12 protein-coding genes are annotated in these 13,338 nt (G+C 59.1%); 2 read left to right on the forward strand and 10 right to left on the reverse strand.

The window, feature by feature from the left end:
* Nucleotides 1-84: 84 nt before the first annotated feature.
* The 3 genes from ACZ5A6_RS21665 to ACZ5A6_RS21675 are packed head-to-tail and all read right to left on the reverse strand — an operon-like array spanning nucleotide 85 to nucleotide 3,262.
* Nucleotides 85-1,767: a metallophosphoesterase family protein gene (locus tag ACZ5A6_RS21665; protein ID WP_065705772.1), complete on the reverse strand. Its 1,683-nt coding sequence runs from the start codon at nucleotides 1,765-1,767 to the stop codon at nucleotides 85-87.
* On the reverse strand, nucleotides 1,761-2,369 hold the full coding sequence (locus ACZ5A6_RS21670; RefSeq protein WP_019566888.1) for a dual specificity protein phosphatase family protein: 609 nt from the start codon (nucleotides 2,367-2,369) through the stop codon (nucleotides 1,761-1,763). The genes ACZ5A6_RS21665 and ACZ5A6_RS21670 overlap by 7 nt, the downstream gene beginning before the upstream one ends.
* 53 nt (nucleotides 2,370-2,422) lie before the next feature.
* Nucleotides 2,423-3,262 carry an inositol monophosphatase family protein gene (locus tag ACZ5A6_RS21675; protein ID WP_464111397.1) on the reverse strand — a complete coding sequence of 280 codons (840 nt, stop codon included), beginning with the start codon at nucleotides 3,260-3,262 and terminating at the stop codon, nucleotides 2,423-2,425.
* A gap of 215 nt (nucleotides 3,263-3,477) precedes the next feature.
* Here ACZ5A6_RS21675 and ACZ5A6_RS21680 point away from each other — a divergent pair, with 215 nt between their 5' ends.
* Nucleotides 3,478-3,774, forward strand: coding sequence for a PRC-barrel domain-containing protein (locus ACZ5A6_RS21680; RefSeq protein WP_003518197.1), 297 nt, complete (start codon nucleotides 3,478-3,480; stop codon nucleotides 3,772-3,774).
* Between the two features lie 185 nt (nucleotides 3,775-3,959).
* On the forward strand, nucleotides 3,960-5,480 hold the full coding sequence (proP, locus tag ACZ5A6_RS21685) for a glycine betaine/L-proline transporter ProP (RefSeq protein WP_025595114.1): 1,521 nt from the start codon (nucleotides 3,960-3,962) through the stop codon (nucleotides 5,478-5,480).
* Between the two features lie 65 nt (nucleotides 5,481-5,545).
* Here the strand turns inward: proP and ACZ5A6_RS21690 are convergent, their stop codons facing one another.
* The 7 genes from ACZ5A6_RS21690 to ACZ5A6_RS21720 form a co-directional block, all read right to left on the reverse strand.
* Entirely contained in the window at nucleotides 5,546-6,271 is a 726-nt protein-coding gene (locus tag ACZ5A6_RS21690) for an SDR family oxidoreductase (RefSeq protein ID WP_065705833.1), read from the reverse strand.
* 55 nt (nucleotides 6,272-6,326) lie between these two features.
* Nucleotides 6,327-7,937 carry an FGGY-family carbohydrate kinase gene (locus tag ACZ5A6_RS21695; RefSeq protein WP_464111398.1) on the reverse strand — a complete coding sequence of 537 codons (1,611 nt, stop codon included), beginning with the start codon at nucleotides 7,935-7,937 and terminating at the stop codon, nucleotides 6,327-6,329.
* A 25-nt stretch (nucleotides 7,938-7,962) separates the two neighbouring features.
* On the reverse strand, nucleotides 7,963-8,694 hold the full coding sequence (locus ACZ5A6_RS21700) for an SDR family oxidoreductase (RefSeq protein WP_065705768.1): 732 nt from the start codon (nucleotides 8,692-8,694) through the stop codon (nucleotides 7,963-7,965).
* A gap of 38 nt (nucleotides 8,695-8,732) precedes the next feature.
* The gene (locus tag ACZ5A6_RS21705; RefSeq protein ID WP_003518202.1) at nucleotides 8,733-9,710 is read right to left on the reverse strand and encodes an ABC transporter permease; all 978 of its coding nucleotides are present in this window, start codon (nucleotides 9,708-9,710) and stop codon (nucleotides 8,733-8,735) included.
* A complete protein-coding gene (locus ACZ5A6_RS21710; protein ID WP_065705766.1) occupies nucleotides 9,700-11,202 on the reverse strand; it encodes a sugar ABC transporter ATP-binding protein in 1,503 nt (500 codons plus the stop codon). Before ACZ5A6_RS21710 ends, ACZ5A6_RS21705 begins: the two co-directional genes overlap by 11 nt.
* 71 nt (nucleotides 11,203-11,273) lie before the next feature.
* On the reverse strand, nucleotides 11,274-12,185 hold the full coding sequence (locus ACZ5A6_RS21715; RefSeq protein ID WP_013762239.1) for an ABC transporter substrate-binding protein: 912 nt from the start codon (nucleotides 12,183-12,185) through the stop codon (nucleotides 11,274-11,276).
* A gap of 96 nt (nucleotides 12,186-12,281) precedes the next feature.
* A complete protein-coding gene (locus ACZ5A6_RS21720; RefSeq protein WP_003518205.1) occupies nucleotides 12,282-13,166 on the reverse strand; it encodes an AraC family transcriptional regulator in 885 nt (294 codons plus the stop codon).
* Nucleotides 13,167-13,338 lie beyond the last annotated feature (172 nt).

The following is a 13,338-nucleotide window of genomic DNA, read 5'->3' on the forward strand; positions in this document are numbered from 1 at the left end:
CTGTCCTGCTTGCCGCCACTCTTCCCCGAGGGGACGTTGATCTGCCCCGTTCACATCGTGGATTGCGTCGAAAAAACCTACGGATCACACCGCAACGGATTGGAGTTGCGGTGTGAGACGGAGCTCCAGATGCCGCAAACCGCCTTCGGCACGGTCGAGAAACAGCCCAAGGGCACCGAAGAAGATTTCGATAAAACTCTTAACCGAACCGTCGTGGTGATCGGGCTCACGGCCGAACCGCTCCGCCAGCATCCGGTAAAGGGAAAGCCGTTGAGGCGCGATATGGACAAGCGCCAGCCCCGCGCCCTGACGCAGGCAATACCAGTCAGCAATAAGCTCGAACATCGGCAGATCGGAGGAAAGCCCGGCATCATGCGAGGCAAGGCTTTTTTCACCAAGCAGGCCGATAACCTCGGATATGGTTTTATCCGCAATCGCCGCCACGATCCCGGCTGGCCACTCCTTGGTGAAATAACGATGCCTGATAAGCGCGCGTTTGTGGCCAAGCAGGAAATCACCATAATTGCCGGCCGCAAATGCGCGGTCCTCATCCTCGCCCGCAAGTGCCATTTCCTGCGCATACCCCCGGCAAATGCGGCTGTTAATCGGCAGCGCGGCCATTTCCACCGTCTCGATGGAAATCTCGTGCTGCTGGGGATGGACGACCTTGAAGGCGGGTGGAAAGGCAACCAGAGACGGCACGGCGATATTGGTGAGCGAGGTTTCCCCTTCCCCACGCCGGGTTACGCCTTCCACATGCAGATGCCCGCTGAAATGGACTTGGAACCCGGCCTCAACCAGCGCATCCTCAACCGCCTTGCGCGGCGTGCGACGCACCACGTTGGTTTCGCCGAACAGCGCACTTTCGGCACCGCTTGCGCCATCGAAGGGATCGAGCGCCGGATAGTGCGAAAAGCCGAGCAAAGTCTTGCCGAGCGCCTGCGCTCTTTTGCGCACATCGGCAATCCAGTCGATGATGAAGGGCTTGCAGCGCAAAAGCGCATTCCAGCCGCCAGAGGTACTGTCGGTGAAAGCCGCTTCCTCACCCGTCTCGAAAGTGCCGTCAAGCGGTTCGAAAATATTGGCGTCGATCATGAGCAGCCAGAGGCCCGGCTCCGGCTCAACCAGATAAGATGCGTCCATCAGCCAGTAGATATTGGTGCCATCGGGGGAACGCACCTCGTAGAGACGATCTTCCGTCGCATCGGAAAGCCCGAACGGTGTTTCCCAATGCAGATAGTCCGGCTGGCGGAAATATCCGAAAGCCCCCATCGGGCCAAGGCCAACGGGGTAGCCTTCGCAATACATCCGGTCGCTGATCACCACCCGATCACCGGCCCGCCGCGCATCGCTTGAAACGGAAAGGCATTTGCCGTTCTCCGTTAGAAACTCCTTGGTATGATGTCGGCCACGCGGGCCGAAAATATCGTGGTTGCCGGGCAGCGCATAAAAGGCGGTGCCATGGGTATCACGATGACGCTCCAGAATACCCTTCAGCGTTTCGGATGTCGCGCGCTGGCCGTCGTCGGTATAATCGCCAAGCAGCACCACATGGCGAATGCCCCGCTGCCGCACTTCTTCGAGTGCAGCATGCAGCGCATCGGCGCTTTCGTTGAAAACACGGGTGGATTCGCGTGTATCCGACCAGCTACGCATGGTGATGCGTTCTCCATCGACCTCTATTCCGGGAAAACCGAAATCGGCCGCCGTGTCATGGAAATGGGCGTCGGCAATGACGGCGACGGAAGGAAGCGTGCGTTTCAGCATGGTTGGACAGTCTTTCTGCCTTCGACCATATCGATCCAGTCGGAAGCGCGGCGGGCAGCAGCATAAAGCATCGGTTTCGGTGTCTCGAACCATTCGTCCGGCCGCAATTCCCGCTTCGTGCGGATCACAGCCAGTGCATCGTCGAGGTTAGGGTAAAGATGCGGCTGCTGCTTGTGCAGGAAAAGCGCGACCAGCGATACCGAGCGGCTGCGGCCGCTGCGGCAATTGACGAGCACATTGCCGCCATCGGGAAACGGATAGGTTTCGCGCTTCGGCATGGTCTGCCGCAATGCGCCGTCGAGAATATAATAGGCCCCCAGCATCATCGTGTCCGGACTGCCTTCGCCGTCGATAAGACCGAGCTTATAATAACGGATGTCGCCATACCCCACCGCGCACCTGTCGCCATCTTCCGCCGACGCCTGCACGAGATTGATATCCAGATTGACGGCGCAGTTGACGACGGTGGTAATGCCGTGCCGGTGAAGGAGCCCAAGGTCGCTCGCACCATCGCTGCCGCCGATATAGAGCGCAACGTTACGCGGGCCGAGCCCTTCCGCAATCAGGCTGATCGCAGGCCGGGCATAAACGGGTCCATCCATCTCATTCCTCCACATGCACCAAGCACCCTTCACGGACGGGCGCTCGTCTAAACTCAGGCCGATACGGCCCGCTGCCGATCCGAAGGCTGCCGCTCTGCCAAAGGTATCTTCGATGCCCGACTGACGCCGCTTGCAACACCGCTGGCTGCGGCCAGCACCGGCCCGCCATCTTCAAGACTACCGATCTCCAGGAAAGGGCAGACGTCGCCGCCAGCTTCGCTGACGAGTAGCAGTCCCGCAAGACAATCCCATGAATTCATGTGCAATTCGAGATAGGCATCGGAGCGGCCATCGGCCACATAGGCAAGCGCCAGCGCACCGGAACCGGCGCGGCGCACATTGGTGCCCATATCGAGCAGGTTCTTGACGACATCAAGATAGGTGGCGTTCGCGATACGGGTCGACCAGCCCATTTCGATCGAGGCCGCATCGAAACGTTCCGTCTGCGCAACCTGGATCGGCTGCCCGTTACGCGTTGCCCCCTCGCCGCGTCGGGCGAAATAAAGTTCATTCAGAGCCGGATTATAGATAGCGCCGATTTCGGTTTGCCCGTTTTCGACATAGGCGATGGAGATGCAGAAGTGCGGAATGCCGCGGGCGAAATTTGCGGTGCCGTCCACGGGATCAACGACCCAGACGCGATCACCGATCACACCGCCGCCCTCCTCGCCGAAAAAACTGTCCTTAGGAAAGCAGGCCGAGATCGCGCCGCGAATATGCGCTTCGGAGGCTGCATCCGTCACCGTCAGAAAGTCCTGCGGGCCCTTCATCGAGAAGCTGCGTGTCGCCTCGCCCTGAAAGCCTTTCAGCACCAGTTCCCCGGCGGAAAGAATAGCGCTGCGGCACAGTTCGGCACGGGCTGCCAACGTATCCGGATAAGGCATCAGGTCCATGCGGAATAACCATCTCTCAAAAGATTGAACACGCGTTCATATTGCACACGTGTTCAATCTTTTCAAGCGTGATTTTGCGGCGGGCGGTCCGCTGGAGTTCATACCAGTCTCCTAAGCGTTCAGACAACCGGTTTAGCCCAAAATCCCCCAGACGCGATGGAACGGTTTTGCACTGCGGGAGTTTCCATATCGCAACCCAAGCAGGAGGAAGAAAAATGGATCATGCCAATCACGTACGCCTCGTTGAAACCGAACTGACCCCGTCGGTTCTGGAAGGTGCAACAGTTTATGGCGCAGATGACCACAAGGTCGGCAAGGTCGATCACGTCCATGGCGTCGGCGCGGCAAGCACCGCGATCATCGACGTCGGCGGCTTTCTCGGCATCGGCGCAAAGCCCGTCGCAGTACCGCTCAGCGATCTCGATTTCATGCGCGATGAAGACGGCGATGTCCACGCGATTACCTCGTGGACCAAGGATCAGCTCAAGGAAATGCCTGAGCATCACCACTAATCTTTAAAAAACGCCCGGCTACCAGCCGGGCGTTCTTTTTTCTCCTGTCGGACGACCCCGCCCATACTCCCCATAAGATGAGCTAAGGCCCGATTGTTCTGCCGACCGATGGAACGCTTAAGCGTATCGAGCATTTTCATGGCGCTCAAAAAATTCGGGCGCAATGCAGTTCAGGGGGACAGTGATTGAACAACCAGATACAGGCCACTCCGCTGAGCATCGACGACGTCACCGTCATCGATGACGAGAAGGTCAAAAAAGCAGTTACGGCAGCCGCTCTCGGTAACGCGATGGAGTGGTTCGACTTCGGCGTATACGGCTTCGTCGCCTATGCCGTCGGCAAGGTCTTCTTCCCTGACGCGTCACCCGCCGTTCAAACGGTGGCGGCGCTCGCAACCTTCTCCGTCCCCTTCCTCATCCGCCCTTTGGGGGGCGTATTTTTTGGCGCCATGGGCGACAAATTCGGGCGTCAAAAAGTCCTCTCCCTGACAATCATCATCATGGCCGCGAGCACCTTCTGTATCGGCCTCATCCCCGGTTATGCCACCATCGGCATATGGGCACCCATTCTGTTGCTGTTATGCAAGCTTGCCCAGGGGTTTTCCGTTGGCGGCGAATATACCGGTGCGGCCATTTTCGTGGCGGAATACGCGCCTGACCGGAAGCGCGGTTACCTTGGAAGCTGGCTCGACTTCGGCTCCATCGCCGGCTTTGTGCTTGGCGCGGGGCTCGTCGTGCTGCTCAGCACCGCGATGGGTGAAGCCAAGTTCCTCGACTGGGGCTGGCGCATTCCGTTCTTTCTGGCGGCACCCCTCGGGCTGATCGGGCTTTATCTGCGCCACGCGGCAGAAGAAACACCAGCCTTCACCGAACGCCTGCAGCGCTCTGAAGAAGAAGACCGGCAGTCGCTGAAAGAGCGCCCCATGGTTCCCATCGCCGAGATCGTGAGCCAACATTCCCGCTCGCTGGCAATATGCATAGGCATGGTCCTCGTGACCAACGTCACCTATTACATGCTGCTCACCTACATGCCGACATATCTGTCGAAGACGCTGAATTACAGCGAGGACCATGGCGTCCTCATCATCATCGCGGTTATGGTTGGCATGCTGTTCGTCCAGCCCGCCATCGGGCTTTTGAGCGACCGGATCGGACGCAGGCCGTTTCTGGCGGTTGGCAGCACGGCGATCCTGTTTCTTTCACTGCCGGCATTTCATCTCATCGCCAGCGGACAGGTTGTTCAGATTTTCTTCGGCCTGCTCATCCTGGCGGTCGCACTCAACTGCCTGATCGGGATAATGGCATCCACCCTCCCGGCCCTTTTCCCGGCCCGCATCCGCTACAGCGCGCTGGCTATCGCGTTTAATATTTCGATCATCGTTGCCGGACTCACGCCGACGCTCACTGCATGGTTGGTGGAGGTAACGGAAAATATCTATATGCCGGCCTACTATCTCATGGTCGCGGCCATCTTCGGCATTGTGACGACATTTTTCCTCAAGGAAACCGCCAACCGGCCGCTTTATGGCGACACGCCGAATGCGTCTAGCCGAAAGGAAGCGAAGTCGCTTCTTGCAGAGCAATATCTGCACATCGAGAAAAGCGTCGAGGAGATAGACGACGAATTGCTCAAACTTGAAGAACAGAAGGAAATTCTTCAAGCAAAACGCAACCAGCTGGTTGGCAGACATCCGGATCTGACCTGAGCGGATATCCAGTCCTGGAACAGGATGCGCGGCGATGCATTTGCACCCCGCGCATCCCTTAAACGTCAGACGGCAAGGAACCCGCCATCGATGGGCAACACCGCGCCGGAAATCATGCTGCTATCATCTGACAGAAGCAGTGCGATGCTCTGTGCCACGTCTTCGGCCTCGGCAAAGCGCTGCAGCGGATGGCGAACCATCATTGGTGCGCTCTTGGCCGGATCGTTCCATGCTTCGGCAGCCAGTTCAGTGAGCGTGATTGTTGGTGCGACGGCGTTGACACGGATGCCGTGCGGCCCGAGTTCCTTGGCAAGAACGCGGGTTGCGCCTTCAAGCCCCGCTTTCGAGGCCGCGTAGCAGAGATGATCCTGAAAACCGCGATGACCGGCAATTGACGTGATGTTGACGATTGCGCCACCGCCACCCTTTGCGACGCGGGCGCGGGCGAATTCCTGACAGGCAATGAGCGCTGCACGCAGATTGATGCCGAGCACAGCCTCATAACCTTCGTCGCTCATATCAAGCACGCTTTCGAGCACGTTGATGCCGGCGCTGTTGATGAGAAAATCGCATGGACCCGCCTCGACCATCGCGGCCCGCGTCGACGCCACATCTGCGAGATCGACACGGATCGAGCGTCCGCCGATTTCGCTTTTCAGGCTGTCGAGATCGGACTGGGTCCGGCTGATTGCCACGACCTCAGCACCGCGCGCGGCCATCAGGATAGCGCAGGCACGGCCGATGCCCTTGCCTGCGCCGGTGATGATGACGGATTTTCCGGAAAACTGCATGGAATCCTCTTTATTTTGCGGCCAAAACGGCCGGACGATGGAAGCTTGTGGCGCTTCAGGAATGGTTTGCGGAACGAATGGCGCGCGCCGCATTCTGCAGTGCCAGAAACGCGTCGTAGCGTGACTGGTGCACTTGGCTGAATGCAGCGTCCGGTGCCGAATATTTGGCAATACGCGACATGGCGGGCATTGCGGAAATCAGGTCGGGATAGGCCTTGGCAGCAACCGCGCCGAGCATCGCCGATCCCAGAAGCACCGGCTCCTCGCATTCAGTGAGTTCAACCGAAAGCCCCGTCGCATCCGCCAGCAATTGTCTGGCAAGCGGATGCGCGCCCGCGCCGCCGCTGACACTGATCGTTTCCACGGGAGCGCCATGACGCGCCTGCGTCTCGATGATCTGGCGAAGCCCGTAACCGAGGCCGAGAAGCCCCGCCACGTAAAGCGCGACAAGCGAATCCACCCCCGTCTCGGTGCCGTAACCGGCAATGACGGCACGGGCATGAGGATCGGCGAAGGGCGCGCGGTTGCCGAGGAACTCCGGCACCACGTGAAAATTCTCGGCAATCTTCACGGCAGCGGAAGCAGACGTGGCCAAAGCCAGTGCACGGTCGGCAAGCCATGCAGGTAATGACTTGCCTTCTTTTTCGGAAAGCGCCTTTGCCTCTGAAAATGCCGGGTGCAATTGCACCAGATAATCAATGGCCGCACCGGCGGCGGATTGGCCGCCTTCATTGAGCCATGCGCCGGGAACCATGGCGGAATAATAGGGACCCCAAACACCCGGCACGAAAGCCGGCTCCGAGGTGGTTGTCATGGTACAGGAAGAGGTACCAAAGACGTAACCGAGGCACCGCGAAGCGTCGCCGCCCGCAGCCACCGTGCCGACACCCCCGGCATGCGCATCGATCAGACCGGCGGCAACGGCGGTTCCAGCAACCAGCCCCATGGCTTTTGCGCCTTCATCGGTCAAACCATTACCCAGCGCCGTGCCTGGATGAACGACGCTTTCACCGATACGGCGGAATCCCTGCTCCGCCAGATCGCCAAGCCCGATGCGGGTGAAATATTCCGCATCCCAACGTTCCTCATGGGCGAGATAAGTCCACTTGCAGGTAACCGTGCACGCGGAACGATCGAGCGCGCCTGAGGCTTTCCAGGTCAGGAAGTCCGTCAGGTCAAAGAAGTGCTCGGCGCGCGCATAGATATCCGGCCTGTTTTCGCGAAGCCAGAGCAGCTTGGGCGTCTGCATTTCCGGGGAAATCCGGCCACCGACATATTTCAGAACGGCATGTTCGCCCGCATTGATCCGCTCCGCCTGTTCGACGGCGCGGTGATCCATCCAGACGATGATATCGCGCTCTGGATGATCCGGCGCGCCGACCGGAAGGGTCTCATCCTCAGGCCCGCGCACCACGAGCGAGCAGGTGGCATCGAAACCGATGCCAACCACGGCTGCGGGATCTATGCCGGCGCGCGAGACACTTTCCCGCACGCTGTCGCAAACGGCTTTCCAAACCTCACCACTCGATTGTTCGGCTATGCCGCCGTCTTCACGATGCATCGTGATCGGGCGCTTGGCGGTGGCGAGAAGCCTGCCCGCCACATCAAAGACACCGGCACGGGCAGAGCCGGTACCGACATCGACGCCAATCAGGTAGGAAGCCATTTGCGATACTCCTTGGGAGTGTAGTTTAAACGCGGTCGAAGTTGGTGGGCAGCACCAGCATGTCGCGGATGGTGACGGTGCGCTTGCGGGTCAGCATGTAAACAACCGCATCGGCCACTTCACTCGCGTCGATGAGGCTACCCGATTCCTTGGCGTTGCGAAGATTTTCTTCCGGCCAGTCTGCCAGAAGGGCCGAGACGACCGGGCCGGGAGAGACCTGCGCGACGCGCACACCATGCGGGATCATCTGGCGACGCATGCCCTGCACGAAGCTGGTGATCGCCCATTTCGAACCCGAATAGACCGGTTCCCAATAGGTCGGGAAATGTCCGGCGATCGAGCAGGTGACGATGATGTCGCCGGTCTTGCGCTCCGACATGTGCGGCACGACGGCCTGTACATTCTTCATCACGGCATTGACGTTGAGGTTCAACATCTTGTCGATGGCTTCCGGCGTGGTTTCGGTGAGATCGCCACCGATATAAGTGCCTGCGTTGCAGTAGAGAATGTCGATGTGATCGACCTTCTCAAGGATTTCCGGGATCATGGCATTGCAGCTGTCTGCATCCAGAAGGTTCGTGACCTGCGCGATGGCGCGCTTGCCGAGTTTACCGACAAGTTCATTCAGGGCTTTCTCGTTCCAGTCGACCATGACGACGGTTGCACCGTTTTCCAGTAGCGCCTCGGTGGTGGCGAGGCCAATACCGGACGCGGCGCCGGTGATGACCGCGATCTTGCCTTGCAGCAATTCAGACATTTAATTCTCCTGCTTCTTTGAAGATATGACGTGTGGGCTCAACGCCAGTCGCGCCCGATATAGATGGCGAGCAGAATGATGCCGCCCTTGATGACATCCTGCAGATAAGGGTTGATACCCATGAGATTGAGGCCGTTATTCAGGATGCCGAGCAGCACCGCGCCGATAAGGGTACCAAGAATGAGCCCGCGTCCGCCGGCAATCGCCGTGCCGCCGAGAACCACGGCCGCAATGGCATCCAGCTCGAAACCGACACCCGCATTGGGCTGTCCGCTCATGAGCCGGCCGGTCAGAATGAGAGCTGCAAGCGCTGCCGTCACGCCTGAGATACCATAGACGGCAAGCTTGACGCGCCGGGTCTTGACGCCGGAGAGGCGCGCGGCCAACTCGTTGCCGCCGAGTGCATAGACATGACGACCGAAAGCCGTACGCTGCAAAAGCACCCAGGCCACGGCGTAGATCACCACCATGATGATAACAGGCACCGGCACGACGCCAACGCGACCGACGCCAAACCAGGAAATCCAGCTCGGAATGCCGCTGACGGGATAACCGCCGGAATAGATGAGGCCGAGACCGCGCGCCATTCCCATCGTCGCAAGCGTGACGATGATGGCCGGCATCTTGCCCCAGGCGACAAGTGCTCCGTTGAAGATACCGATGCCAAGTCCGATGAACAGCCCGGCCGGCAAGGCGAGCGACGCAGGCAGGCCGGTATTCACCATCAGGCCGGCAGACAACGTGCCGACAAGCGCCATGACCGCGCCGACCGACAGGTCGATGCCGCCTGTGAGGATGACGAATGTCATGCCCACGGCCAGAATGCCGACGACTGAAACCTGTCGCAGCACGTTCATGATGTTGTTCACGCTGAAGAAATTGTCGCTCGCAAGACCCATCAGGATCGATACGACAATCAGGCCCGCCAGAGGCAGGGCGAGTGGCGAGCGCAGCATGCTGCCAAGGCCGAAACCGCTCGTCTTTTCGGCAATGCCGGTATTTGCATCAAGCGACATGTTCAACCCTCCCGGTGGTGGCGTTTGTCATTATTGTTTCTGAATTGATGTCTGCGCCCTCGACGGTGGCGACGATGCCCCCGGAGCGGAACACGCAGACGCGGTCCGACATGCCGATCACTTCCGGCAGCTCCGAAGAGATCATGATGATAGAATAGCCCTTGGCTGCGAATTCGCGCATCAGCGCATAGATTTCCGCCTTCGCGCCGACATCGATGCCGCGCGTCGGTTCGTCGAAGATCAGGACGCGCATGTCATGGTTCAGCCAGCGGGCGATAACGATCTTCTGCTGGTTTCCACCGGACAGCGTGTCCACGCGGGCATAGGGTCCCTGTGCCTTGACCTGAACCTGCGCCATCGCCTTTTTCGTGTGCTCCAGCTCTTTTTTCAGGTCGATAAACCAGTGAGCCTTCTGGTACTTGCGATAGTTGTTGAGGGAGATGTTCTGCAGGATGGAGAAACTGGTGATCAGACCCTCTTCCTTGCGGCTTTCCGGCAGCAGGCCAATGCCGCGCATCAGCGCCTCATCCGGGCCGGAAAAGCGGGTCTCGACGCCATCGACCTTGATCTTGCGGCGCGAAGCGGAATGCGCGCCAAGCATGGCCAGCACCGTTTCCGTGCGCCCGGAACCGACAAGCCCGGCAAAACCGAGTATCTCACCCTGCCGCAGGGTAAAGCGCGAGACCGGCCCGCCTTTTTTCAGTTGAAGCTCTTCGACCTCGATCACGTTGCGCGCAGCTGTATCGATCTTCGGTTTGGGCGGAAAATTGGCCTCGATGCGCCGGCCGACCATCATCTCCACCAGACGGTCATTATCGACGTCAGAGGTGAGGCAGGAGGCGATGAGTTCGCCATCACGCAGGACGGTGATGCGGTCGCAGATCTCGAATATTTCCTCGAGATGATGGGAAATGAAGATGATAGCGACACCCTGACGCCGCAGCTCGCGCATGACCTTGAAGAGATGCTCGGTCTCGGACGGGGTAAGCGTCGCAGTCGGCTCATCGAGAACGAGAATACGGGCATCGAGTGAAAGCGCCTTGGCAATTTCCACGAATTGCTGCTGGGCAACGGAAAGGCGGTGCACCGGCACATCGAGCGGAACGTCCACGGCCAGACGGCTCATGATTTCGGCGGCACGTTTACGCATCGCGCGCTTGTTCAGCAGGCGCAGCGGTCCGCGGATTTCGCGTGCCAGAAACATGTTTTCAACTGCATCGAGATAGGGGATCAGGCTGAATTCCTGAAACACGATGCCGATACCGGCGGCAATCGCCTCGTCGTAATTGGCGAAGCGGCGGTCCTTTCCGTCAATGCGGATCGTGCCCTCCGAGGGCTGCAAAATGCCGCACAGGATTTTCATCAATGTCGACTTGCCAGCGCCGTTCTCTCCCAGAAGCGCATGCACCTCGCCGGCGCGCGCCTGCAGGTCAACGCCGCGCAGGACCTCGATCTTGCCGAAGCTTTTTCTTATTCCATTCAGTTCCAGCATTTTACCCTCCTCGATGGTCGGGACATGTCCCGCCCCCACACGAGGTGGGGACGGGACCTGGGGAGGAATTCTTACCAGCTGAAGTCGCCGGCGTTCTTGCTGTCAACGACCATGACGTCGATCGGTACTTCCTTCGGAACGACGCGGGCGCCCCACTTCTGGGCAAGCGCCATGGCAAGGCCAACGCGCACCTGGTCACGCGGGAACTGCGCGGTCGTTTCGATGAAAGGGCCGCCGTCGGCAATTGCCTTCACAGCTTCGGGAGCACCATCAACCGAGGTCAGCTTGATGTCCTTGCCGGAGCCCTGGATCGCAGCGAGTGCACCCATTGCGCCGCCATCATTCACCGAGAAGATACCGGCGAGGTTCGGACGGGACTGGATCATGTTTTCAACGACGCCGAGCGCAACGGAGCGGTCCTGACGACCATTCTGCGTGTCGACAAGCTTGATGTCGGCAAATTCGGCAAGCGCTGCCTTGCAGCCTTCGACGCGCTGCAGGATCGGCACGACCGGGATACCGTCGAGGATTGCGACTTCACCCTTGCCGCCGAGCGCATCACCGAGATGCTTGCAAGACTTGTAGCCTGCGTCACGGTTCTTCGAGCCGACGAAGGTGTCGACCGGGCCGTTTGCGTTGGCGTCGACAGCAACGACAATCACGCCGGCAGCTTTGGCAGCGTGCACGGCGGCTTCGATGCCGGCGCTGTCGGTCGGGTTCAGAAGCAGGATGTCGATCTTCTGCTGCAGCATGTCTTCCACGTCGGAAATCTGCTTTGCCACATCGTGGCCGGCGTCGGTGACGACAACATCAGCGCCGATGCTTGCCGCGGCTTCCTTCAGCGCTTCCTGCATGGACACGAAATAGGGGTTATTCAGTTCCTGGAACGTCATGCCGATTTTCAGCTTGTCCTGTGCTAGCGCCGGAGCGGCCATCATTGCAAGTGCGGCCGATGCCATCAGGAACTTGGATTTCATTCTCATAGTAACTTCCTCCCGTTTGGAAAATCTGGGCAATAAGAGCCCGTTTCCGGACAGTCCTCTGCCCGAATTGGTGAAAAATCCGCGATGTATCTTGGTTTAATCCGCCATGACCGCTGCCTTCTGGGCCGCGAATACCGTACGAAACCTCGATGGCGACATTCCCTTCAGCTTCAGGAAATGCCTGTTGAAATTCGAAAGGTTTGAAAAGCCCACGTCGTAGCAGACTTCCGCCACCTTCACGTCCTGATCCACCAGAAGCATCTGGCAGGCCAGATCGATGCGAAGCTGATTGCGATAGCGCACCAAAGTCGTTCCCGTATGTCGCTTGAAGGCACGGGAAAAGGCACTCTGGCTCTGGCCAACCATGTCGGCCAGATCGATTTCCTCGACCTGTTCGGTCAGGTGCTGGCGCAGATGCGACAAGGCGCGGTTGATGCCGCTATCGCCGATGCCCGTCAGGTCCAGCTCGTAACTCAGGCTCGCCAGCACCTCGGGCGCCGGCGCGTTGACCAGCAGATCGAGAATTTCCCAAAAAATCGCAAGACGCTTCAACCCCTGCGCCTCGATCAAACGCAGTATCAGCGGGCGAACGCGATCGCTGGTCTCATCGTCGAACAGAATGCCGCGGCGGCTGCGGTCCAGAAGGGCGCGAACTACCTCCATCTCGGACATGGAAGCGCAGGCATCCTCGATAAAAGCTTCCGGAAACTGGATGACGAGAGAGCGCGTGGGAACGATCTCGTCCGGCTCGATCTCGCTGATCCAGTTTTGAGGGAGATTTGGGCCAGTCATGATTAGCTGGCCCGGGCCGAAGCGACCGACGAAATCGCCGATGTAGAACGTGCCTGACGTCGCCACGACCAGATGAATTTCATATTCGGGATGGTAATGCCAGCGCACGGTGCGGAACGGATAGCCATGCCGCCAGGCGGCGAAGGATTCGCCCTTGCGGATATGTACCAGTTCCAGATCGGGCTGCATCGATGTTTCCTCCCATCGGTCACGTCCGCCGTATTCGCGGAGCAAAGCCATTCCTCTTTATGGCTCGTCCCAGGCGTTGATGGGGAGCATATGGCCTGCGGCACATTTACTTCCACATCATACCGGGGAAATTACCGATACTTTTTTGACTGTTTTTTGTCAGAAATTGAAG

It is taken from the genome of Agrobacterium sp. 6Ca8 (assembly GCF_055382765.1).

Excerpts from the sequence above, each read along its gene's own strand:
- ACZ5A6_RS21670 (WP_019566888.1), bottom strand. The coding sequence starts at position 2,369 with ATGGATGGACCCGTTTATGCCCGGCCTGCGATCAGCCTGATTGCGGAA.
- ACZ5A6_RS21695 (WP_464111398.1), bottom strand. The coding sequence starts at position 7,937 with ATGGCTTCCTACCTGATTGGCGTCGATGTCGGTACCGGCTCTGCCCGT.
- ACZ5A6_RS21690 (WP_065705833.1), bottom strand. The coding sequence starts at position 6,271 with ATGCAGTTTTCCGGAAAATCCGTCATCATCACCGGCGCAGGCAAGGGC.
- ACZ5A6_RS21710 (WP_065705766.1), bottom strand. The coding sequence starts at position 11,202 with ATGCTGGAACTGAATGGAATAAGAAAAAGCTTCGGCAAGATCGAGGTC.
- ACZ5A6_RS21665 (WP_065705772.1), bottom strand. The coding sequence starts at position 1,767 with ATGCTGAAACGCACGCTTCCTTCCGTCGCCGTCATTGCCGACGCCCAT.
- ACZ5A6_RS21705 (WP_003518202.1), bottom strand. The coding sequence starts at position 9,710 with ATGTCGCTTGATGCAAATACCGGCATTGCCGAAAAGACGAGCGGTTTC.
- ACZ5A6_RS21680 (WP_003518197.1), top strand. The coding sequence starts at position 3,478 with ATGGATCATGCCAATCACGTACGCCTCGTTGAAACCGAACTGACCCCG.
- ACZ5A6_RS21715 (WP_013762239.1), bottom strand. The coding sequence starts at position 12,185 with ATGAGAATGAAATCCAAGTTCCTGATGGCATCGGCCGCACTTGCAATG.
- ACZ5A6_RS21700 (WP_065705768.1), bottom strand. The coding sequence starts at position 8,694 with ATGTCTGAATTGCTGCAAGGCAAGATCGCGGTCATCACCGGCGCCGCG.
- ACZ5A6_RS21675 (WP_464111397.1), bottom strand. The coding sequence starts at position 3,262 with ATGGACCTGATGCCTTATCCGGATACGTTGGCAGCCCGTGCCGAACTG.
- ACZ5A6_RS21720 (WP_003518205.1), bottom strand. The coding sequence starts at position 13,166 with ATGCAGCCCGATCTGGAACTGGTACATATCCGCAAGGGCGAATCCTTC.